Below are 22,009 nucleotides of genomic sequence, written 5' to 3'. Positions count from 1 at the left end.
CTGTTTTGGGAACCTAATCTTCTCATCTTCTAAGCCGAGGCTTATTGGAATTAGCACCGTAGCCATAAGGGCTGGTTGCTGAGACTTCACAGGGCCAAATCCCTCCGTCTCTCTAGATAAGAAATAAAATATGAAGTTTTAATGTGCGTGCAGGGTAAAGGTCCACCGATCAAACAGCGCCTTTAGATAAAGTTTACTTTAATACAGCAGGGCGAATTTTACAAGGGAAAGTTTAAATTTTTAAAAAATTATTTGTAGATCAGAAAGTTGAGATGGCTCTGTTTCTTTCCGGTTAATTTGAATTACGAAAAAGTTGAACGAACTGTCGTTTCATCTTGAATGGACATCGGAAAAGTCTATCTTGACTAGGTAAGAAGGGATGCGTTCAAGAAAACCGAGCGCCTTGAAAAACATTATCGGGAAAAGCAATTGACTGGTTTTTCTGGGTGCTGAGCAGGAACCGTGTAGAAAAAAGAAAATACCGCTACACTTGTAAAAGTGAGGAGTGATGAATGATGACTAGTAAAAAATTCGAAAACATACCATTGGCTGTGCTAGACTTGGCGCCGGTCAACGCAGACAGCGATGCGGCTCAATCATTCAAGAACAGCGTCGAATTGGCGCAGCATGTAGAGAAATTAGGTTTTAACCGGCTTTGGCTTGCTGAGCACCATAATATGCCGGGCATCGGCAGTTCTGCGACATCAGTTTTAATCGGCCACATTGCCGGGCAAACAAAGCGGATCCGTGTAGGTTCAGGAGGCGTCATGCTGCCGAACCATGCGCCGCTCGTTATCGCAGAGCAATTCGGTACGCTTGAATCGCTGTACCCCGGCCGCATTGACCTTGGTTTAGGGCGCGCGCCCGGGAGCGACCAGGCGACAGCTTATGCGCTGCGCCGAACGTTGCACAGCAGCGGGGATGAGTTTCCACAGCAAGTAGAAGAACTGCAAAACTATTTTTCCGAAAATCCAAAAGGCAGCGTCCGCGCTTTTCCTGGAACCGGTCTGGATGTGCCGCTTTGGCTGCTTGGTTCAAGCGGCTTCAGTGCTAGGCTTGCGGCGATTAAAGGCTTGCCATTTTCATTTGCCAGCCATTTTGCGCCGGACTACACGATTCAGGCTTTGCAGCTCTACCACCAGAACTTTAAACCTTCCGCCGCATTGAAAGAGCCGTATGCCATGGTCGGCGTCAATGTCATTGCAGCGGATACACAGGAGAGGGCGGAATGGCTTGCAACATCCGGCCAGCAGCAGATGTTTGCGCTGATGCGAGGTATGCCGACCCATTTCCAGCCGCCGATCGATGATCTCGAAAAGGTTTGGTCGGACCGTGAAATTGCCATTTTCAAAGAAAAACTGGCTTCAGAATCGATGATTGTCGGCACACCGGATGTGGTCCGCGAAAAGCTGCGGAACTTTATCAATAAAACCCGAGCGAACGAAGTCATTGTCAATTCCCAGATTTTTCATCTTGAAGACCGCCTGCGTTCTTACAGCCTTCTTGGTGATATGATGGAATAAATACCATGTCTCTGCTAAAGCAATCGCTTTGGCGGGGATTTTTTTGTGCAATAAAAAGCACCGCCAGGATTTGGCGGTGCAAGGAGCGGAAGCTATTGGAGCCGTTTAGCTTGCTGCGCTTCAATTTTGATTTCCTGGGGTGCATCGTCATCTTTCGAGTTGGCATAATCTGGTGCGCCTTCGCCAATCATGTTTTGGGCAGCATTATAATCTTCTTCGATTTCGCGCGGTGTTTCCTGCGGATCGATTCTGATTTTGGCCATTGGAACGACCTCCTTTCCGCTGATGTTTGATTAAAGCCAGTGAAGGAAGGCGGACGTCTATATGCTTTATTATACTGACTATTCCGTCATTAATAAAGTTTCAATGCTTTTTATTGAAACCAAAACCCGCCAGAGCTTGTGGCTCGAGCGGGTTTTGGTTATTGCTGTTCGGTTGCTTCGGCATTCAACAGGATGCTTTCGAAATAGACAGCTGGAGAATCTTTTTGCCATTCCTCTGCTATTGCTCCAGCGGTATTAGAAGATGCGCTATAAGCCATTTCTGTGCGTAGATCATCAGTCAGGGGAATCTTCACCATTGGCCCTTCCGGTGTCAGCCAGTTCAACCGTTCGCGTGGATTTTGAGCCGTGTGCGAAAGCCAAGCTTCCTCGTCTTGCAGAAGGCTGAAAAAGGGTTCCGGCGACATCAAGAACCAGCTGTCAGCTTGATGCTTCGGCGGAAGCCAAAAGTTTTTCAGAAGTTTGCCTTCTTCGATTGTCAATTCCGTTATTTCATGGCGCAATTCGTTGACTGGATCGCCATTTCCAAGCGCCAGATTCCGTGAAACGTAAATATTGCCTTGCAGGATTTCAGCAGAATCCATCGCAATGATGCCGTATGGATTAGTAGTCGGGTCGTTGCCGTATTCCGGATCTGTTGTGAGCATGCCGGGTTCGGGGTTCCAAGAACGCACGTCTGCGTCTCCGATGCCTGCTGTATTCATAGAGACGACGAACGGCAGCCAGCTTGTGTTTTCAAGATGTTCGAAAACAATTGTGGTGCCATTGTCTAATTGTCGCTCCGTTAACGTATAGCTGCCGAGCGGCAAGCTGAATAGCGTAATGTTCCGCTTGCCGTCTGCGTCCGGTTCTGCCAGCGTAAAGAAAGCTGGTTTTTCGATCTCCAACTTTATATCATCTTGTGAATAGATTTCTGTTGTATTGGTCATGAACATCATTCCGGTGAACATGATGAGCACCATAAAAAATGCGACGGCAAATAAAACAATGATTTTCCTTAACATTCGGGGGACACCTCAATTTTTTTCTTCACCGTTGATTATATCATGGCCGCGCGGGGAGCTGAGGCGGGAAATAGGGGATGGATATGAACAAATCGACAAAAAAAGATGCCCCAAGAGGCATCTTTCATAATACTTTCTCCAGGAAATCCCGGGCTCGTTCGGTTTTCGGGGATGCAAAGAATTCCCGCGGCTCTCCTTCTTCGACAAGGACGCCGTGATCCAGGAACAGCACGCGGTCTGCGACTTCCCGTGCAAAGCCCATTTCATGCGTCACAACAGCCATCGTCATACCGGATTTCGCCAAATCTTTCATAACATCCAACACTTCTTTGACCATTTCAGGATCAAGTGCGGATGTCGGTTCATCAAAAAGCATCAATTCAGGTTCCATCGCCAACGCCCGGGCGATTGCCACACGCTGTTTCTGGCCGCCGGACAAGCTGCTCGGATAAGCTTTCTCTTTTTCTGACAGGCCGACGCGCAGCAATAACGCACGCGCTTTTTCTTCAGCCAGCGCTTTATTCTCGCCTTTCACTTTCATCGGAGCGTATGTCAGGTTTTCAAGAACCGTCAAATGCGGGAACAAGTGGAAATGCTGGAACACCATGCCGATTTGCTGGCGGATTTTCTGTACATCCTTTTTCGGTCCTGTCAGGTCCTGCCCATTAATGATCACTTTTCCGGCTGTCGGAATCTCCAGCATGTTCAAGCAGCGCAGAAACGTCGATTTTCCTGAGCCGGAAGGGCCGATGATGGAAACTACTTCGCCTTTTTTTATTTCAGCAGTAATGTCTGTCAGTACTTCGTTGGATCCGAATTTCTTGTACAAATGCTCCACTTTAATCACTTTGCTTCAGCCTCCGTTCAAACATTCTGCCAAGTACAGTCAATCCCATAACCAGGCACCAGTAAATCAAGCCGACGAACAGCAGCGGTTCAAAGTTGCGGAATAAATCAGAGCCGACCACTTGCGCGCGGCGCATCAAATCGAGATAGCCGATCGTTGAAACGATTGCAGATTCTTTCGTCAATGTGATAAATTCGTTCATCAACGCCGGCAGGATATTTTTCAGCGCCTGCGGCAAGATGATATCTTTCATCATGGCACGGTAGGGAATGCCGAGAGCTTGAGCAGCTTCCATTTGCCCTTTGTCGACCGCTTGGATACCGGCGCGGATAATTTCAGAAATATAAGCGGATGAGTTCAAGCCAAATGCCAAAATCGCGGACAAGAAAGGCGAGATGTCATAGCCGGTCAGCTGCGGAATCGAATAATAGATGATCATCAATTGCAGGATCAGGGGCGTGCCGCGGAATATCGATGTATACGCGTCAGCGAACCAGCGCAGCGGTTTGATCGAGCCGATTTTGAACAATGCCAAAATCGTTCCCAGAATCGAACCGAGGATGATTGCGACAATCACGAATTTTAATGTGACCCAAATCCCTTCCAGGATAAAGGGGATATAAGGAACCATTTGTGAAAAGTCCAAATTCATAAGTTACAACTCTTTTCTTTTGAAGATTCATCCCGGCAATGGGGATGTTCTAATAAATAGTGAGCGGCGGACAAAGCCCGCCGCTCAATGGAATGTCTTTTATTCTTCAATCTTCCACTTTTTCTTCAATTCTTCCAATTCGCCGCTTTCTTCCAGATCAGCGAGGACAGCATTGACTTCTTCCACCAATTCACTGCCCTTAGGGAATGCGACAGCCATACCTGGTGAAGAAGTTGTCGGATCATCAAAGGCGCCTAAGTCCTGCGCTTCGATATAGCCTTTTGCTACTTCTTTGTCCATGTAAGCTGCATCGATGCGGCCAGAAAGGATTTCCTGGATCAATGCGCCGGAATCATCCAACGCTTTTAATTCAAAGTTTATGCCTTCTTCTTTGATAATGGCCTTAGCGCCTTCTTCCTGGATTGTACCAAGCTGGACACCAACTTTTTTGCCTTCGAGGTCTTCAAGCGTTTTCACATCTGAGTCTTTCGGGGTTACGAACATTTCTCCTGAGAAATGGTATTCTGTCGAGAAATCGACGTTTTCTTTGCGTGCTTCAGTCGCTGACATGCCCGCAATTACCATATCGACACGATCGTTCTGCAATGCGCCGATCAAACCATCGAATTTCATGTCGGTGATTTTCAATTCATAGCCCATTTCCTCAGCAATGAGATTAGCCATATCGATGTCGAATCCGACGAATTCACCGGATGCATCACGCGATTCGAATGGCGGGAATTCTGCTGAAGTTCCCATTTCTAAGACTTTGTCTTCTTCAGAAGCGCCTGAACCACCGGATTCCGGAGTATCGCTTCCGCAAGCTCCAAGAAGCAAAGCAGATGATGCAAATAAAACAGCTAATGTGTGTTTTTTAGTAATAGTCAATGTTTTTCCCCCTATATGAGTATATTTGGATAAATATTCATCTGTATGCATTTTAACAAAAATCATGGAATTTGCAAAGTTTTATTTTCATAGAGAGGGACAGGTTTAGGATTTTCGGATTCTGACGTATAATGGCGGAGAATGGAGGGGGATTATGAAAAAACTATTACTTACAGGATTTGAACCGTTTTTGGCATTTACCGTCAATCCAACGATGCGGATTGTTGCAGAATTGGATGGAAAAGAAATCGGCGGCTTTACGATCATCAGCAAAGTGCTGCCGGTTGATTTTCATTTATCCGGCCAGCATTTGCTGTCGCATATCGAAGAGGTTGAGCCAGACGCGGTCATTTCACTTGGCCTTGCAGCGGGGCGCTATAAAATCACACCCGAACGCATCGCCATCAACGTCAAAGACGGCGAACCGGACAATGAAGGGCATCAGCCGGTGGATGAACCGATAAGAGAAAGCGGCAAGTCGGCATACCTCACCACTTTGCCGGCACGGCAGATGGTTGATCGGCTCAAAACGGAAGGACTGCCTGCGGATATTTCCAATACTGCCGGCGCTTATCTATGCAATAACGTCATGTACGAAGGCTTGCATTTCGCGGAAACGATGAAACCGAGCATGCATACGGGTTTTATTCACATCCCGGCTTCGCATGAACTTGGAATCGAACACGGTAAAATTCCAAGTTGGTCCCACGCGGACCTCGTCCGGGGCATAAAAATCTGCATCGAAGTGTTGGGAGAATATTAAAAAGCAGCCGTTTATGACAGACGGCTGCTTTTGCATTGGAGCTATTAACCTGCGATCGCTTCGTTCAGTTCAATCAGCGTGCCGGAAGGGTCTCTGAAATGGGCCACTTTGCTGCCCTGGCCGCCTTGGGCTGTCGGGGAAGTGATGAATTTCACGGAATGCTTTAGTTTTTCGTAAGCGGCTTCGGTATTTTCGACTTCGAAAATTACAGTCCCTAGTGTGTCTGGCGAAGAAGGAGAGTCGAAGCCAGGCGCCATGCGGCTCCGTTCGATAAGTTCCACCGTACAATGATTGAATTGCAAATCAGCTTCAGCGGAATTTTCATCGCCTGTTTTCACATCGAATCCCAGGACGTCCCGATAAAAAGCGAAGCATTCTTTATAATTATCCACCAATAGGCGGGTGTGAGTCGGTTCCATTGAATTTCCTCCTGCAGATTAAATGATTTCCCAGTGGCGCTGCTCTGCAACTGCCCGCAAACGTGGTTCCGGCCGCACTGCGACAGGATTGCCCACAAGCTCGAGCACAGGCAAATCAGAATGGCTGTCCCCGTAAGCGGAGCTGTTTGCCCAATCCACATCTTCTCCTGCAAGCGCTTGTATGATTTTCTCCGTTTTCAATGGGCCTTGGACATGCGAAATCTTGGCGCGGTGATCAAGGATGTTTTGCGCATATGGGATTTCCGTACCAATGATTGTGCGGATCGGCAGATTTTCCGTCACGGCGTGCAATAGCGGAGTGAAAGCACCCGATACGAGCATGATGTAATCATCATTCTGAACATGGCGCTTCAGCCGTTCGACAACTTCCGGATTGAAATCGCCGTGCATTCTGTCGGCGATTTCGCGGAAATAGGCTTCCAGTTCACTTTGCGTAAAGCTTTCGAGTGCCGCTAAATAAGCCTGAACAGAACTTTCCCGCATCTTTTTAACCGATACGAGCTTCAGTTTCGAGCCGATATAAGGCGGCATGATCGCGCGGTAGAATTGGCGGTAGCGCTTGCTGTGGACAGGGTGGTTCTTCAAATGCTCCATCATCAGCCCAAAAGTTTCTTTGGAATATAAGGTCCCATCAAAATCGAATATCGCAACGCGCATGGCATTCACTCCGGTTCATAAATTTTTTCCTTCACCCATCATAACGGAAAGGCGGGGCTGAGGCTATGGCAGGTTTATCCAACTTGTTTCCGTGGGTATAGGAAGAGAAATTGTGCGGGAGGTTGTAACCATGGGTATACAGCGCATTACAGTAGGATACGTGGAGCTGACGGAACCGGAATCGGAACAGCTTTTCAACAAAGTAAAAAAGGACAAAGGCATCGACAGCTACGATGGGTTGCAAAGTTTGATGGAGGATTTCGATTCCCGCGTCATTGAACCTGCAGCGGTTGTCGCGGACGATGTGGCAGGGAAAAGCGGCCAGGGGACGCGCTTTATCGAAGTGTTCAACACAGTAGAGGATGATACCGTTTACCGGATCAAATCTTCTGATCAAAGCTAATAGCGAAAGGCATTCCAGTGAGAGCTGGAATGCCTTTTTACTTGGAAAATTTAATATTTTATTCCTATGCGGAACAAAATACTGTCCCATCACTCGCGAATACGGTCCGTCAGCATCAAAATACAGTTCTAACACCGACAAATACTGTCCCAGCAACGCCAAATACTTTCCACAAGCAAAAAGAGACGCCCCCCGTAAGGACGTCCCAGGAAACACTATTCGTCTTTATTCGCGCTGCAGCGTTCGCATTCGTAGTTGATCGATTCGCGCTGCTCTTTGATTTCACAACCACATTCCTGGCATTCTTTTTTAGGGTACATTCCGTAAGTTTGCATGTTTTTCATAATGATCTCCTCCAATAGGTTAGTTTAGTTGTTGATACCCTGGCAATGTCAAAAACTCGGCAAAATCACTTTGCAATGTGAGTTGAGTAAACAACTCGCGTGCTTCTTCGTAATGTCCGGACTGGTATTTCTCAGCACCAACCGCTTCCCGTATTTTTTCGTTTTCCTGTTCCGTGATTTCATGGAATAAAGTCACGGTGATTTTTTGGCCATCATCTAGAACACCTTTCGGATGGCGGATCCATTGCCAGACTTGGGAGCGTGAGATTTCGGCTGTTGCCGCATCTTCCATCAAATGATTGATGGGAGCGGCGCCGTTGCCAGACAGCCAAGATGCGATGTATTGGATGCCTACGGATATATTGGAACGCAGTCCGTCTTCTGTAATGGTGCCTGCTGGAACTTCGAGCAGGTCTTGGGCAGAAACTTCAATGGTTTCTCGCTGTTTGGCGATTTGGTTTGGCGTTGGCATAGACTCGTTGAATTCCTCCATCGCAACGGCGACCATTCCTGGATGTGCGACCCATGTGCCGTCGTGTCCGTCAATTGCTTCACGGCGCTTATCTTCGCGCACTTTTTGGAATGCGGCGTCGTTGGCTTCGGAATCCCCTTTGACCGGAATCTGTGCCGCCATCCCGCCGAGCGCCGGTGCACTGCGCCGGTGGCATGTCTGGATACAGAGGCGGGTATATGCCTGCATAAATGGCACTGTCATCGTGACTTGCGCCCGGTCAGGGAAGAGATATTCCGGTCGGTTGCGCATGCGCTTGATGACACTGAAAATATAATCCCAACGGCCGCAGTTCAAGCCGGCTGAATGGTCGCGCAGCTCGTAAAGGATTTCATCCATTTCAAATGCTGCAAGAATGGTCTCAATCAGAACCGTCGCCCGAATCGTACCTTTGGGGATGCCAAGTTCATCTTGTGCAAAAACGAAGACATCGTTCCAAAGGCGCGCTTCCAGATGGCTTTCGAGCTTAGGAAGGTAGAAGTATGGCCCCGTCCCGCGCTCCTTCAATTCCTTGGCGTTGTGGAAGAAATAAAGCCCGAAGTCGACCAGGCTGCCAGATATCGGCTTGCCGCCGATTTCGATATTCTTCTCTAATAGGTGCCATCCGCGGGGGCGCACCATCAGCACAGCCGTCTCGGGATTAAGCTTGTAGGCCTTGCCCGTATCCGGCGCTTCAAAGTCGATTTGGCGGCGCACGGCGTCGGCCAAGTTCACTTGTCCATCGATGACATTGAACCAGTTTGGCGCAGTCGCGTCTTCCAGGTCCGCCATGAACATCTTTGCACCGGAATTCAATGCGTTGATGAGCATCTTGCGGTTGGCCGGACCGGTGATTTCGACGCGCCGGTCCTGCATATCCCAAGGCAATGGGGCGATCGTCCAATCACCATCGCGGATATGCTCTGTTTCGGGCAGGAAATCAAGCGCTTTGCCGGCATCTATTTCTTGCTGGCGAAGCTGTCGCCGTTCCAGCAGCTCTTCGCGGCGCTGGTTAAAGTTTGCATGCAGGTTTTCAATGAATTCCAAGGCTTCTGGCGTCAAGATCTTTTCCATCTGCGGGACTGGCCCGCCTGTGATGAGAATTGTCGATTTTGTCAGCAAAGAGATCATCCTTTCATTTCGCCGCTGTGAATTGGGCAGATTCAGTAGAACCGCTCATGGCAGTTGTCGAAGAGGTACCGCCGGAGATGACCTGCGATACTTCATCAAAATAGCCGGTGCCGACTTCTCGCTGGTGGCGAGTTGCCGTATAGCCTTTTGCTTCGTTGGCGAATTCAGCCTGCTGCAATTTCGAATATGCCGCCATGCCATGGTCTTTGTAATCGTGCGCCAGTTCGAACATGCTGTGGTTCAAGGCATGGAAGCCGGCAAGCGTAACAAACTGGAATTTATAGCCCATCTTGCCAAGTTCGACTTGGAACTTCGCGATGGTTTCTTTATCAAGTTTCGCTTCCCAGTTGAATGAAGGCGAGCAATTGTAAGCAAGCAGTTTGCCAGGGAACTCGGCATGGATCGCGTCCGCGAATGCTTGAGCTTCTTCCAAGTTCGGATGCGACGTTTCACACCACACCAAGTCTGCGTATGGCGCATAAGCCAATCCACGCGAGATGGCTTGGTCGATGCCGGCGTTTGTCCGGTAGAAGCCTTCAGGCGTCCGTTCGCCGGTGATGAATTGATGGTCTCGCGGATCGATGTCGCTTGTGATCAAGTCAGCCGCATCTGCGTCAGTGCGGGCGATGATCAATGTCGAAACGCCAAGCACATCGGCTGCCAGGCGGGCAGATACAAGGTTTCTTACCGCATTTTGTGTCGGCAGCAATACTTTGCCGCCTAAATGTCCGCATTTCTTTTCCGAAGCGAGTTGATCTTCAAAGTGGACGCCTGCAGCGCCAGCTTCGATCATCGATTTCATCAATTCGAAGACATTCAGCGGTCCGCCGAATCCCGCTTCTGCATCCGCGACAATCGGCGCATACCAGTCGAAGCCTTCCGTGTTTTCAACGCTGTCAATCTGGTCTGCACGCTGCAATGCGCGGTTGATCTTTTTCACCACATCCGGCACAGAATTGACCGGATATAAGCTTTGGTCCGGGTACATCTGGCCGGCAGAGTTGGCGTCCGCCGCTACTTGCCAGCCGCTCAAGTAGATGGCTTGCAAGCCTGCTTTTACTTGTTGCACAGCCTGGTTGCCGGTCAATGCGCCAAGTGCATTGACGAAATCCATTTCATGGATTGAATGGAAGAGGCGTTCTGCGCCTTTTTTCGCCAGTGTATGTTCAATGAGTACCGAACCGCGCAACTTCACGACTTCCTCTGCCGTATATGGGCGTTCAATGCCGTTCCATCTGCTGTCCTGTTCCCAACTCTTTTTCAGTTCCTGTGCTTGCTGTTGTTTGTTCGCCATATCCAATTCATCCCTTTCGAATAAAAGATTTTATTAACTGTATTAATACAGTTGTTGTTAATGTATATTAATATATAACAGAATAGTTTGACTGTCTTGAAAATTGGATAAAAGCGGATATGCAGCGACAAAAGCGGAAATCTCACGATAACAGCAGATGGAAGGGGAGCGAAGGGATGGAAAACAAGGTATTGGAGCAGATGGGGGCGATTATTGGGGACTGGGTTCCAAAAGAGGCTTCGATTGCGATTGCGGCAGAAAGTTGTTATATCTACTATAAATCGGGCGCCTATGACCTGAGGATTGCTGAAGGCCAGCCCGTCATTCCAGGTAGCATAGCGGCGCGGGCCGGCAAGGAACAGCGGCGTGTCGAGATGTTAGTGGAAGAATCGGTGCTTGGCACAGCGTATTATGGTATCGGCTACCCTGTGGAACTTGATGGCAATAGGGGTGTCGTCGTCATCATTCTGCCACCTGACTTCGCTGTCTGCAGATTGCAGCCGCTGAAGTTCCTGACAGGCAAATTGGATGAAGCGTGGCGGCCGGTTTCGGTGGAACGCGTTTCTCATATTGAAAGCAGTCAGAAGAAAACATGGTTCTATACAGAAGATGACACGTATTGTTCGATCCATACATTGAAAAACCTGCGCAATCAATTGCCGGACTTTTTTCTGCCGATCCACCGCGCATATATTGTAAACATCCATCATATAGAAGAGATCACCCGCGATATGGCTTCCAATTACCAGCTGACGATGAAAGACGGTTCCTTGCTGCCGGTCAGCCAAAACTATGCGGCAAGCGTCAGGGGGAGACTTGGATTTTGAGTGGAGCAAAGGACAGCTGGCGCGATTAATAAAGCCTTGCATGGGGTAAAGTCCCTATAAATGAAAGGGGTTGGCGCATAATGGCGAATGAACAGTTTTTCCATTTCGAAGACGACGGCGAAATACCGAACAACCCGTCGTTGAATGTTTTATTCTACCCCGCTGCATTCAAAGAAAATCCGCAAGAAATCGAAGAGGTGTTCAACCGCCATAATTGGCACAATAGTTGGAGCGGCGGAGTTTTCGATTACCACCATTACCACAGCAACACTCATGAAGCGCTTGGAGTCCGTGCGGGTTCGGCGACTTTACAGCTTGGCGGGGAGCAGGGCGAACAGGTGAAGGTGAAAGCCGGGGATGTGGTCGTTCTGCCGGCAGGCACCGGCCATAAGAAAATCGAAGCATCAGCTGATTTTGAAGTTATCGGGGCTTATCCGAACGGCGTCAGCTATAACTTGAAAACCGGCAATGCGGAAGAACGGCCTTATGTGCTCGAAGACATTCAAAATACACCGTTGCCGCAGACAGATCCTGTTTACGGCAAGAACGGACCGCTGCAAGAACAGTGGAAATAAAACAAGCCCGAACCGCAAAAGCGGTTCGGGCTTGTTTTTATGTGGCGGGTTCTACAGGGACGCCGTCGAATGCAGACTGATAGATTTTTCGGATATCCGCTTCTTCGAGCGGCAGTGGGCTTCTGGCGAGAATCCGTTTTTGTTTGACGCCGTCCGCTGTCAGACTGTCGAGCGCAGACTCCGGCACATCGAATCCGGACAGGGTCGAAGGGATGCCGACATCTTCTACAATGCGCTTCAACTCATCGACGCATTTATAGGATGCTTCTTCTTCCGATAGGAAACTTGGGTTGCCGCCAAGCGCTTCAAGGATATCCGCCATGCGTTTCGGACAGCTCTTGCGGATATAGCTCATGACGTAAGGCAGCAGCACTGCGTTTGAATCGCCATGCGGAATGTGGAATTGGCCACCAAGCGGATAAGCTAATGCATGGACGCCCGCGACGCCTGCATTGAAAAATGCGAGTCCAGCCAAATAGCTGCCTTGGCTCATGTCCGTGCGCGCTTGCTTGTTTTCACCATCTTTAACGGCAATGCGCAGCGATTTCGAGATAAGCCGGATGGCGTGCAATGCCAAGCCGTCTGTCGCAGGGCTGGCATTAATCGAAATATAGGCTTCGACTGCATGTGTCAAAGCGTCGATGCCGGTCGCAGCGGTCACTTTCGGCGGCACTGAAATCGTCAGCTGCGGGTCGACAATCGCTACACTCGCGATCATATTGTCGTGCGTGATGACATCTTTGGATGACTCGAGCGACAATACGGCAATACTCGTCACTTCGGAACCGGTGCCGGAAGTTGTCGGAATCAGAACGAGGGGAAGTGCTTGGTGTTCAATTTTGCGCGTTCCGGTCAAATTCAGGTAGTCTGCGACAGGCCCTTCATGCGTTGCCATGATTGCTGCAAGTTTTGCCAAGTCAAGCGCGCTTCCGCCGCCAACTCCGATAACGAGATCAAAGCCGTTATCGCGTGTGAATGCTGCCAATTTCTCGCCGGTTTCAAGCGGCGGCTCCGGCACGACGTCGGTGTAGAGCGCTATATCAAAGCCGGCGTCCCGGACAGGTTTCGCCACTCGATCAGACAGTCCGATTTTTTCGAGCATCGGATCGGTGACGAGGAGGATTTTATTGGGCGAAAAGCGCTCAATCTCCGGAATCAGCTGTTCAAGTGACCCCCAACCGGTATAGCTTAAAGGGGCGAAAACCAATTTAGAAACAGTCATGGATCATGTCCTCCATTATTCGTAATAGCCTTCAGTGGATTTGCGGAATTTGCTGAACTGCGCTGCGTCGTGCCCGAACCAGACGTCGGAATTCGTTTCTTGCGCAATGCGCCGAATGCGTTCGACGGTCGAGGTATAGCCGACGGAATCGTAAAGTATGCCTGGCGGTTTCACGGGCGGACCATAACTTTCCGCCGTGTAGATGGCATCTGAAGCAAGAATGATTCCACCGGTCTCCGGCAAATTGATGTGCAGTCCGAGCATTCCCCAGGCATGGCCGCTGCCGAAGTTAAGGAGATGGATGCCTTCTGCAAGTTTTAATCCGTCTTCAGTCCGGCGCACAGTTTTCCATTGGAGGTTATTTTTAATCCAAGCGTCGATATCCCCCCAGATATATGCGCCTTCTTTGGTGTTTCTTGCGTATGTTTGGAGAGCGCCATTCAATTCGTCTTCATGAACGATGATGGTGGCGTTTGTGAAGAGTTCGAGACAACCCGCGTGGTCTAGGTGAAGGTGGGAAGCAACGACGTACTTGATGTCTTCAGGCCGTACGCCGAGTTCTTCCAGTCGATGGTGGAGGTAGCACTCTTCTGGCATATCGAGCGGGAACAGTGACTGAGTCGCGGTGCCCCAGCGCCCGTTCAAGCCGGTAGATTCGGGATTGCAGGCTGTGTCGAAAAGGATTTTCCCATCCGGATGATCGATCAGGACGGTATAAACTGGGAATTTCACCAGCTCATTTGGCACATTCGGATTTTCCGCGCTTGCCGGGTTGTGCATGGAAATCATGTAATTCTTATCCATGCTGAGCTGGCCGTTATCCATCACGTACAATTTCGGGTTCGGTTTGATAATTCCTGTCATTAAAAAGCCTCCCTTCAGAATGATTCCATAATATCATAATTTTCTGATTACTAGAAATGATTTCCTGTCTTGGCGTAAAAAAAGCCCCTGCCGTTGTACGCAGGGGAAAGTTTAACCGGCGAATACCGGAGTGAAGAATTCGCTGTAGAGTTCTTGCAGGATTTTCGTTTCGTCTTTTTGCAAAACACCGAACACCAAGCTGACCTCCGAAGAGCCTTGGTTGATCATTTCGATGTTGGCACCTGTGCGGGCAATCGCCAGCGTCGCGCGGGCAGCAAGCCCGGTCGTGTATTTCATGCCTTCACCCACCAAGACGACCATCGAAAAGCCGCTGCTGAATGAAACATCGTCTGCATGTAATTCGTTTTTGATGCGGTCGACGATGCGCTGTTCTTTGCCTGGCGTCAATTGGTAACTTCTGACGATGACGGAAAGGTTGTCGATGCCCGAAGGGATGTGTTCATAGGAAACCTGTTCTTCTTCAAGAATCTGCAGCAATTTGCGCCCGAATCCGATTTCACGGTTCATTAAATATTTACTGACATATAAGGTGGAAAATCCGCTATCAGCTGAAATACCAGTCACCGGCCGTACAGAAGAATCCCTCTCGGCAACAATCATCGTTCCTTTAGAAAACGGATTATTCGTGTTTTTGATGCACACTGGCACGGATGCTTTGAAAGCGGGCATCAATGCTTCATCATGGAGCACGGCAAAACCCGCATAGGATAATTCACGCATTTCCCGGTATGTCATTTTTTCGATTTCCATCGGGTTGTCGACAGCTTTCGGGTTGGCCGCAAACACACAATCGACGTCTGTAAAATTCTCGTAAAGTTCGGCGCCGACAGCCGCTGCAAGAATAGAGCCGGTAATATCGGAGCCGCCGCGATCGAATGTTCGCAGCATGCCGCTTTCCGTAAAACCGAAAAATCCTGGGAATACGCTTATTGCTTGGCGATTGCGGAGTGCCGAAAGATTGGCGTAAGATTCTGGAAGTGCCTGGACACGCGCCGGCGGATGGTTGACGACGAGTCCGCCGTCTTGCGGATTGATGTATTCGGCAGGAAGGCCGATTGAAGTTAAATATGCTGCGATCAACTTAGCGGAATTGTCTTCACCGCTCGCTTTTAATTGATCAAAATACAAGGAAGGATTTTCTTTCGATGCGGCTAAGTGGCGAGTCAAGTCATCCGCTATGATGGAGGCGATATTGTCGCCAAGCCCGAGGTCTATAGCGATTTCCCGGTAACGGGCCAACACATCGTCCAACGCTCGGTCAACGGGTTCGCCGGCCAGCGAGGCGTTTGCCAGCCGGATCAGCAGATCTGTCACTTTCACATCACTGTCAAATCGTTTGCCGGGGGCGGAAACGACGACAATGCGCCGGCTTGGATCCGCTTTGATGATGTTTGCCACTTTTTTTATTTGGGCGGCGCTAGCGACTGAAGTGCCGCCGAATTTACTTACTTTCATCTCATCAGATCCAATCTTTGTGGGATTAAGGGTTGCTTTCAAATTTATATAATACTATAATGTCCTTATGCAAAAAACAACTGTATTTTCACAGTGTACACAGCCTAGGGGGAATCGTCAATGAAAAATGAAATTTCAATCGGATTATTAGGACTCGGGACAGTAGGAAGCGGTGTAGCGACCATCCTGCAACAGCATCAGCAGGATTTACGCCATAAGTTGGGCGTTCAGGTAACCATCAAAAAAGTCCTGATCAAGGATATTAACAAAGAAAGACTATCCAGTCTGGATCCGTCTGTGTTTTGCACAGATATTCATGAATTATTGAATGATCCTTCATTAGATATCATTGTTGAAGTGATGGGCGGCATCAGTGGCGCTAAAAATGCCATTGAGGAAGCCTTGAAAGCCGGCAAACAAGTTGTGACAGCGAATAAGGATGTCATGGCGGAATACGGCCATGAATTATTGAAGCTCGCCGATGAACAAAAATGCGATTTGTTTTACGAAGCGAGTGTAGCTGGCGGAATTCCAATCATCCGTACGCTCGAAGACGGACTCGCATCCGACCGCATCAGAAGCCTGATGGGAATCGTCAATGGTACGACCAATTTCATCCTGACAAAAATGAAAAAAGAAAATATGAGCTACAGGGATGCACTCGCCGAAGCGACAAGGCTCGGCTACGCGGAAGCAGATCCATCTGCAGACGTCGACGGACTGGATGCAGCACGGAAAATGGTCATCTTATCATCGCTGGCGTTTTCCACCGAGGTCCATCTGGATGATGTGCTCGTCCGGGGCATGAAAGAAATCCGCGATGGCGACCTCGACATGGCTGCCAATTTCGGCTATACAATGAAAATGATCGGTTCATCGAAAAAAGACGAAGATGGCATTGAAGTAGCCGTTGAACCTGTATTTATGGCAAGTTCACATCCGCTAGCGTCTGTAAACAACGAATACAACGCGGTTTATATCCACGGCGATGCGGTCGGCGAGACGATGCTGTACGGTCCAGGAGCGGGTTCCTTGCCGACTGCCACATCAGTCGTTTCTGATATTATCGCGGCTTGCCGCAATCTATTGCTGGAAGTCAATGGCAAGCGCGTCCATTCGGCGCAGCACGAGCGGGTCATGAAGCCGGAATCGAAGCAATTTGCGAAGTATTTCCACCGCGTTTTGGTCAACGATGAAGTGGGCGTATTATCGAAAATGACGTCGATATATGGCAAGCATGGCGCAAGCATCCAATCGGTTATGCAGCATCCAGCGGAAGAGGAAGGCAAAGCGGAATTGGTTTTATTGACACACCGCATTTCCCGCCAGCAGCATTTGAATGTGTTAGGCGATTTGGAAGGCACGGCTAGCGTCATCAGCCATTACCGCATTGAAGGGGAGGAATCGGCATGAGATGGCCTGGTTTGATAGAGCAATACAAAGAATGGCTGCCGGTCAATGAAAACACACCGGCATTAACGCTGCAAGAAGGCAACACGCCATTGGTCCGTTTGGATAAATTGTCCGCGCGATGGGGCATCGATTTATACGTTAAGCTGGAAGGGGCGAATCCGACGGGCTCATTCAAAGACCGCGGAATGGTCATGGCAGTGGCAAAAGCGAAAGAAGAAGGCAAAAGGGTGCTCGTCTGCGCTTCGACGGGCAATACTTCAGCATCGGCTGCTGCTTACGGCGCAAGAGCTGGCATGCGCACAATCGTCGTTATTCCGGAAGGGCGCATTGCACTTGGAAAATTGGCGCAAGCCAAAATGTACGGCGCCGAAATACTGGAGATCAAGGGCAATTTTGACGAAGCTCTCCGGATGGTTCGTGAAGTAGGGGAAGAAGCCGGCATTGCATTGGTGAATTCGGTGAACCCTTACCGCCTGGAAGGGCAGAAAACAATTGCATTCGAAGTGATTGACCAGCTCGGGAAAGTACCGGATATCTTCGCGTTGCCGGTCGGCAACGCTGGCAATATTTCCGCTTCATGGAAAGGCTTCAGCGAATACGCTGAAAAAACAGGGGCGAAACGGCCAGAATTATTGGGCGTTCAGGCATCGGGCGCGGCGCCGATTGTCCATAACCGGGTGTTCGACAATCCGGAAACGGTAGCGACAGCAATCCGCATCGGCAATCCAGCGAGCTGGCAGCTTGCGCTTAATGCATTGGATGAATCAAGAGGTACAATTTTGGAAGCGACTGACGAAGAAATATTGGAAGCCTACCAAATGCTGGCTTCGACAGAAGGTGTATTTGCAGAACCGGCATCTTGTGCATCAATTGCCGGCATAAAAAAACAAGTAGAAAACGGCAGCATCAAAAAAGGGGCATCGATTGTTGCTGTATTGACTGGCAATGGCTTGAAAGACCCTGAAACCGCCATTGCGGTCAATGCCGACAAAGCACAGCTGTTCCCTGAAGACATGGAGCGGTTCTGGGAGGATTTGAAAAAAGGGGTTAAGGTATGATGTGGACGGATTTCACAGTCATCGTTCCGGCTTCGACTGCAAACTTGGGGCCCGGCTTCGACTCGATCGGCCTTGCTTTAGACCTCCAATTGACGATCCACGTTTCCCGTGCTGAACAATGGCACGTTGAATACAAGGATGAAAGCTACAGCCACTTATCCGGTGCCGCCGAAAATTTAATCGTCGAAGCGGCAATGCACACAGCCAGCAAGATCGGTCGAACCTTGCCGCCTGCCAAACTTTTTGTGGAGACGGACATCCCTCTCGGCCGTGGTCTCGGGAGCAGCGCTTCCGCCATTGCCGGCGGCATCGAAATTTGCGTGTGTTTGCTGGGAATCGATATGCCGATGAAGGAAAAAGTGGCAATCGGCACGGAAATGGAAGGGCATCCTGATAATATTTCAGCTTCGCTCATGGGCGGATTGACAATTTCCTATGCGGATGGCGAGGATTTGGAAGTGGTCCACATTCCGGATGCTGCAGTAGGAGTAGTGCTGATGGTGCCGCCAACTGAATTTTTGACTTCGGAATCGAGAGGGCTGCTGCCAGAGAGTCTTGCATACGGCACGGCAATTCGAAGCAGTGCGGCCGGCAATGTTTTATCAGCCGCAATGGTGCGCGGCGATTGGCGGATGGCGGGTCGCATGATGGAAAAGGATGCTTTCCATGAACCTTTCCGGCAAAGCAGATTTCCAGATTTCGATAGGATTCGCCAGGCCTGCCGGGCGGCAGGGGCATATGGTTCTGCTATCAGCGGAGCGGGCCCTTCACTGTTCATCGTAGCTCCAGAAGGCCGGGAGCAAGAAATCTGCAACTCTTTAAGTGAACTATTTCCGCATTACGATTGCAGTTTTACTAAACCGAGCACATCGGGTATAAAATCGTTTGAGACAGTGGTCTAGCACGCGAAAAAGCGGTCCGGGTATATTCCCGGACCGCTTTTTTTTGCGTAACTAGATTTTGATGGAAATGTATTTGGTTTCGACAAAGGCTTCGAGGCCTTCTTGGCCGCCTTCGCGTCCAATTCCGCTTTCTTTCATGCCGCCGAATGGCGCTTGAGCGGTTGACGGCGCTCCGTCGTTCCATCCCACAATGCCGTAATCCAGGTTTTCAGCAATATAAGTACCACGCGTCATGCTGTCAGTGAAGAAATAAGCGGCTAAGCCAAAGCGTGTATCATTTGCCAGCTTAATTGCTTCTTCATCTTTTTCGAATGTCATGATCGGCGCCACAGGGCCGAACGTTTCTTCGTGCATGACCAGCATATCGGAACTCGCATTTACCAGCACAGTCGGATTATAGAAATAGGAATCGTTATCCGTTGAACCGTCACCGCCAATCAATACTTTCGCGCCTTTGGAAACTGCGTCCTGAACATGTTGTTGGACTTTTTCATATCCGTCTTTATCAACCAACGGCCCAATCGTCACGCCTTCATCCATGCCGTTTCCGACTTTCAGCTTCGCGGTCGCTTCCTGCAGGCGTTTCGAGAATTCATCTGCAATACCCGATTGGACGTAGATCCGGTTTCCGCAAACACAAGTTTGGCCAGCGTTGCGGAATTTGGAAGCCACTACGCCTTCGACAGCCAGATCAAGATTTGCATCGTCCAGCACGATGATTGGTGCATGTCCGCCCAGTTCAAGCGACAGGTTAAGCATATTTTCTGAACTTTGCTTCATCAATTCTTTGCCGATTTCCGTTGAACCGGTAAAGGTCAACTTCCGCACATCAGGGTGGCTGGTGAAGACTTTACCGATTTTGCTAGCACTGCCTGTCACCAGATTAATGACGCCTTTCGGAAATCCGGCTTCTTCCGCCAGTTCAAACATGCGCACAGCAGTAAGTGGCGTCAGCTTCGCTGGTTTGGAAACGAATGTACAGCCTGCTGCGAGCGCAGGAGCCATTTTGCGCGCCATCATCGCTGCAGGGAAATTCCAGGGTGTAATTGACACCACAACGCCTACCGGCTGCTTATTGATTTGAATCCGTTTGCCTTCTTTGCTCGCTGGAATCGTGCGGCCATATAGCCGCTTGCCTTCCTCGGCGAACCATGAGATGAACGAAGCGGAGTATTCAACTTCACCGATGGCTTCAGCAAGTGGCTTGCCCATTTCCTTCGTTAAGATCTCGCCGACTTCTTCTTTATGTTCCAAAAGCAAATCATGCCATTTCATCAAAAGTTCAGCGCGTTCATACGCAGTTGTCTTGGACCATCCGGGGAATGCGGCAGCAGCAGCTTCGACAGCAGCGGTCGCTTCTTTTTCGCCGCCGTTCGGAACCGTTCCGACTTGTTCACCGGTTGCTGGGTTCATGACGTTGATGACGCCGTCTCCTTCTGTGTTCCACTCACCATTGATATAATTTTTACCTTCCATCCATGCAGCCTCCTTCTATTAATAACTATTCTATCCACATACCTCTAACCGGAAAAGATAAACCATGGTAAAGTAGCAGGGAAATATAATATCAAGTTTTACAAAGCTAAATGCACAATACAATGCAATTGTAATCGTTTTCAAAAGAATTGGCAATTTCTAAATTGTGCATTTATTCTATTTTCTTAAGTAAAAAATTATGCTAAGATGTCAACAATCCTTTATTCGGTTAAAGGATTGTTGAAGGATAAAGATTAGGAGGCAAAAACGTATGGCTCAAATGTTGGCATTTTCGATTTTAGCATTTATTTTGTTCATCGGCGAAGTTGTTTCGATTCGCACAAAAGCTTGGATTCCTTCTATTTTTATAAGCGGATTCTTATTCTTGCTGGGGTACTGGACGTTCTTCCCTCCAGAAATCGTAGCGATAGCAGGCATTCCGCCGGCTGTTGTCACAGTGCTCATTTATCTATTAATCACTAATATGGGTACGCTGCTGTCGGTTCAAGAGCTGAAAGCACAATGGAAAACTATTTTGATCGCTTTGTCCGGTATCCTGGGGATCATTGCAGCCCTGTTTGGCATCGGTATGCTGCTTTTCGATTTCCAAACAGTCGTAGTGGCAATTCCGCCATTGGTTGGTGGTGTCGTTTCCGCATTGATCATGTCCGAAGGTGCAGAGGCAGCAGGCTTGCCGACATTGGCGGTTTTCGCAATCGTCATCTACGTCATGCAGGGCTTTGCTGGCTATCCGCTGACTTCGATCATGCTCAAACGCGAAGGACGTTCGCTATTGGAGAAATATAGAAACAATGAATTGATGCTCAAGGAAAGTGGCCCTAAAGATGAAAAAGCTAAACCGAATGAAGAAGTACGCGAACCAAAAATGTTCGCTAAAATACCACCAGAATATAATACCGATTTCTTCAAATTCTTCCGTTTGGCCCTCGTCGGCTATGCAGCATACTTGGTATCTACCCTGGCTGCTCCCTATGTAGAAATCAGTCCATTTGTCTTGTGTCTATTCTTTGGCGTAGTAGCACGCAGCATCGGTTTCCTTGAGCGTCATCCGCTCCAAAAAGCGAACGGATTCGGTTTCGCAATCCTTGGATTGCTATTATTCGTCTTCGACGGTTTGAAGAATGCGACGCCAAGCATGATGCTTGAAATCATTTATCCGCTTGTTACCTTGATTGCGTTAGGGGTAGCGGGTATGTATGTGTTTTCTTTCATCGTCGGAAAATTGCTGAAAGTCAGCAAAGAAATGGCTTTTGCTGTATCTTTGACGGCCCTTTATGGATTCCCGGCGGATTACGTCATCACTGTGGAAGTCATCAATTCGTTGACAAAAGATGAACAAGAGCGTGAAGTGTTGACCAGCCATATGCTGCCGCCAATGCTTGTTGCTGGATTTATTACCGTGACGATTGTTTCCGTCATTCTAGCCGGAATATTTGTCGGCTTCCTATAAAAATGGAG

At 49.1% G+C, this 22,009-nt stretch carries 23 protein-coding genes and 1 riboswitch; of the genes, 9 read left to right on the top strand and 14 right to left on the bottom strand.

Going from position 1 to position 22,009, the window contains the following annotated elements:
• Positions 1 to 19: 19 nt before the first annotated feature.
• Positions 20 to 123: riboswitch (SAM riboswitch) on the bottom strand.
• Positions 124 to 515: 392 nt separating this feature from the next.
• Positions 516 to 1,523 carry an LLM class flavin-dependent oxidoreductase gene (locus tag AC4EHJ_RS06345; protein ID WP_490974721.1) on the top strand — a complete coding sequence of 336 codons (1,008 nt, stop codon included), beginning with the start codon at positions 516 to 518 and terminating at the stop codon, positions 1,521 to 1,523.
• Positions 1,524 to 1,615: 92 nt separating this feature from the next.
• Here the strand turns inward: AC4EHJ_RS06345 and AC4EHJ_RS06340 are convergent, their stop codons facing one another.
• The 5 genes from AC4EHJ_RS06340 to AC4EHJ_RS06320 form a co-directional block, all read right to left on the bottom strand.
• A complete protein-coding gene (locus AC4EHJ_RS06340; protein WP_490974720.1) occupies positions 1,616 to 1,786 on the bottom strand; it encodes a hypothetical protein in 171 nt (56 codons plus the stop codon).
• 158 nt (positions 1,787 to 1,944) lie between these two features.
• A complete protein-coding gene (locus AC4EHJ_RS06335) occupies positions 1,945 to 2,808 on the bottom strand; it encodes a hypothetical protein (protein ID WP_490974719.1) in 864 nt (287 codons plus the stop codon).
• A gap of 124 nt (positions 2,809 to 2,932) precedes the next feature.
• Positions 2,933 to 3,655 (bottom strand): amino acid ABC transporter ATP-binding protein, encoded by a 723-nt coding sequence (locus AC4EHJ_RS06330; protein WP_490974718.1) that lies wholly within the window; start codon positions 3,653 to 3,655, stop codon positions 2,933 to 2,935.
• A complete protein-coding gene (locus tag AC4EHJ_RS06325) occupies positions 3,648 to 4,307 on the bottom strand; it encodes an amino acid ABC transporter permease (protein ID WP_135500423.1) in 660 nt (219 codons plus the stop codon). The genes AC4EHJ_RS06330 and AC4EHJ_RS06325 overlap by 8 nt, the downstream gene beginning before the upstream one ends.
• Before the next feature lie 99 nt (positions 4,308 to 4,406).
• Positions 4,407 to 5,189: a transporter substrate-binding domain-containing protein gene (locus AC4EHJ_RS06320; RefSeq protein WP_490975628.1), complete on the bottom strand. Its 783-nt coding sequence runs from the start codon at positions 5,187 to 5,189 to the stop codon at positions 4,407 to 4,409.
• 160 nt (positions 5,190 to 5,349) lie between these two features.
• Here AC4EHJ_RS06320 and pcp point away from each other — a divergent pair, with 160 nt between their 5' ends.
• The gene (gene pcp / locus AC4EHJ_RS06315; protein WP_490974717.1) at positions 5,350 to 5,958 is read left to right on the top strand and encodes a pyroglutamyl-peptidase I; all 609 of its coding nucleotides are present in this window, start codon (positions 5,350 to 5,352) and stop codon (positions 5,956 to 5,958) included.
• 44 nt (positions 5,959 to 6,002) lie between these two features.
• On the opposite strand, the gene AC4EHJ_RS06310 is transcribed toward pcp, so the two are convergent.
• Both AC4EHJ_RS06310 and AC4EHJ_RS06305 read right to left on the bottom strand, forming a co-directional pair.
• A complete protein-coding gene (locus tag AC4EHJ_RS06310; RefSeq protein ID WP_490974716.1) occupies positions 6,003 to 6,377 on the bottom strand; it encodes a VOC family protein in 375 nt (124 codons plus the stop codon).
• Positions 6,378 to 6,395: 18 nt separating this feature from the next.
• Complete coding sequence (locus AC4EHJ_RS06305; RefSeq protein WP_490974715.1) at positions 6,396 to 7,055, bottom strand: HAD family hydrolase; 660 nt, start codon at positions 7,053 to 7,055, stop codon at positions 6,396 to 6,398.
• Positions 7,056 to 7,185: 130 nt separating this feature from the next.
• On the opposite strand from AC4EHJ_RS06305, the gene AC4EHJ_RS06300 reads away from it, so the two are divergent.
• Positions 7,186 to 7,458, top strand: coding sequence for a hypothetical protein (locus AC4EHJ_RS06300; protein WP_490974714.1), 273 nt, complete (start codon positions 7,186 to 7,188; stop codon positions 7,456 to 7,458).
• 215 nt (positions 7,459 to 7,673) lie between these two features.
• Here AC4EHJ_RS06300 and yhfH read toward each other — a convergent pair whose 3' ends face one another.
• Genes yhfH through aceA form a run of 3 tightly spaced genes read right to left on the bottom strand, consistent with a single transcriptional unit; the run spans position 7,674 to position 10,717 of the window.
• The gene (gene yhfH / locus AC4EHJ_RS06295; protein ID WP_490974713.1) at positions 7,674 to 7,802 is read right to left on the bottom strand and encodes a protein YhfH; all 129 of its coding nucleotides are present in this window, start codon (positions 7,800 to 7,802) and stop codon (positions 7,674 to 7,676) included.
• Positions 7,803 to 7,821: 19 nt separating this feature from the next.
• Positions 7,822 to 9,423 (bottom strand): malate synthase A, encoded by a 1,602-nt coding sequence (gene aceB / locus AC4EHJ_RS06290; RefSeq protein WP_490974712.1) that lies wholly within the window; start codon positions 9,421 to 9,423, stop codon positions 7,822 to 7,824.
• A gap of 4 nt (positions 9,424 to 9,427) precedes the next feature.
• The gene (aceA, locus tag AC4EHJ_RS06285) at positions 9,428 to 10,717 is read right to left on the bottom strand and encodes an isocitrate lyase (RefSeq protein ID WP_490974711.1); all 1,290 of its coding nucleotides are present in this window, start codon (positions 10,715 to 10,717) and stop codon (positions 9,428 to 9,430) included.
• Between the two features lie 176 nt (positions 10,718 to 10,893).
• Between aceA and AC4EHJ_RS06280 the strand changes: the two genes are divergently transcribed.
• Together AC4EHJ_RS06280 and AC4EHJ_RS06275 are read left to right on the top strand one after the other, a co-directional pair.
• Positions 10,894 to 11,544 carry a LytTR family DNA-binding domain-containing protein gene (locus AC4EHJ_RS06280; protein WP_490974710.1) on the top strand — a complete coding sequence of 217 codons (651 nt, stop codon included), beginning with the start codon at positions 10,894 to 10,896 and terminating at the stop codon, positions 11,542 to 11,544.
• 80 nt (positions 11,545 to 11,624) lie between these two features.
• Positions 11,625 to 12,119: a cupin domain-containing protein gene (locus AC4EHJ_RS06275; RefSeq protein ID WP_490974709.1), complete on the top strand. Its 495-nt coding sequence runs from the start codon at positions 11,625 to 11,627 to the stop codon at positions 12,117 to 12,119.
• 37 nt (positions 12,120 to 12,156) lie between these two features.
• Here the strand turns inward: AC4EHJ_RS06275 and AC4EHJ_RS06270 are convergent, their stop codons facing one another.
• The 3 genes from AC4EHJ_RS06270 to AC4EHJ_RS06260 all read right to left on the bottom strand — a co-directional run bounded on the left by AC4EHJ_RS06270 (position 12,157) and on the right by AC4EHJ_RS06260 (position 15,681).
• Complete coding sequence (locus AC4EHJ_RS06270; RefSeq protein ID WP_490974708.1) at positions 12,157 to 13,341, bottom strand: iron-containing alcohol dehydrogenase; 1,185 nt, start codon at positions 13,339 to 13,341, stop codon at positions 12,157 to 12,159.
• Between the two features lie 15 nt (positions 13,342 to 13,356).
• On the bottom strand, positions 13,357 to 14,205 hold the full coding sequence (gene ahlS / locus AC4EHJ_RS06265; protein ID WP_490974707.1) for an AhlS family quorum-quenching N-acyl homoserine lactonase: 849 nt from the start codon (positions 14,203 to 14,205) through the stop codon (positions 13,357 to 13,359).
• Between the two features lie 111 nt (positions 14,206 to 14,316).
• Positions 14,317 to 15,681, bottom strand: a complete 1,365-nt coding sequence (locus AC4EHJ_RS06260; RefSeq protein WP_490974706.1) for an aspartate kinase — start codon at positions 15,679 to 15,681, stop codon at positions 14,317 to 14,319.
• Positions 15,682 to 15,801: 120 nt separating this feature from the next.
• Between AC4EHJ_RS06260 and AC4EHJ_RS06255 the strand changes: the two genes are divergently transcribed.
• Genes AC4EHJ_RS06255 through thrB form a run of 3 tightly spaced genes read left to right on the top strand, consistent with a single transcriptional unit; the run spans position 15,802 to position 19,054 of the window.
• Positions 15,802 to 17,094, top strand: coding sequence for a homoserine dehydrogenase (locus AC4EHJ_RS06255; protein ID WP_490974705.1), 1,293 nt, complete (start codon positions 15,802 to 15,804; stop codon positions 17,092 to 17,094).
• Positions 17,091 to 18,152: a threonine synthase gene (thrC, locus tag AC4EHJ_RS06250; RefSeq protein WP_490974704.1), complete on the top strand. Its 1,062-nt coding sequence runs from the start codon at positions 17,091 to 17,093 to the stop codon at positions 18,150 to 18,152. Before AC4EHJ_RS06255 ends, thrC begins: the two co-directional genes overlap by 4 nt.
• Positions 18,149 to 19,054 (top strand): homoserine kinase, encoded by a 906-nt coding sequence (gene thrB / locus AC4EHJ_RS06245; protein ID WP_490974703.1) that lies wholly within the window; start codon positions 18,149 to 18,151, stop codon positions 19,052 to 19,054. Before thrC ends, thrB begins: the two co-directional genes overlap by 4 nt.
• A gap of 51 nt (positions 19,055 to 19,105) precedes the next feature.
• On the opposite strand, the gene AC4EHJ_RS06240 is transcribed toward thrB, so the two are convergent.
• On the bottom strand, positions 19,106 to 20,530 hold the full coding sequence (locus AC4EHJ_RS06240; RefSeq protein ID WP_490974702.1) for an NAD-dependent succinate-semialdehyde dehydrogenase: 1,425 nt from the start codon (positions 20,528 to 20,530) through the stop codon (positions 19,106 to 19,108).
• 271 nt (positions 20,531 to 20,801) lie between these two features.
• Between AC4EHJ_RS06240 and AC4EHJ_RS06235 the strand changes: the two genes are divergently transcribed.
• On the top strand, positions 20,802 to 22,001 hold the full coding sequence (locus AC4EHJ_RS06235; RefSeq protein WP_490974701.1) for a hypothetical protein: 1,200 nt from the start codon (positions 20,802 to 20,804) through the stop codon (positions 21,999 to 22,001).
• Positions 22,002 to 22,009: the final 8 nt, after the last annotated feature.

This window comes from Planococcus sp. TJ-301 (assembly GCF_058268475.1).
The sequence above is the reverse complement of the archived record's forward strand: the minus strand, read 5'-3'. Positions and strand labels throughout refer to the sequence as shown.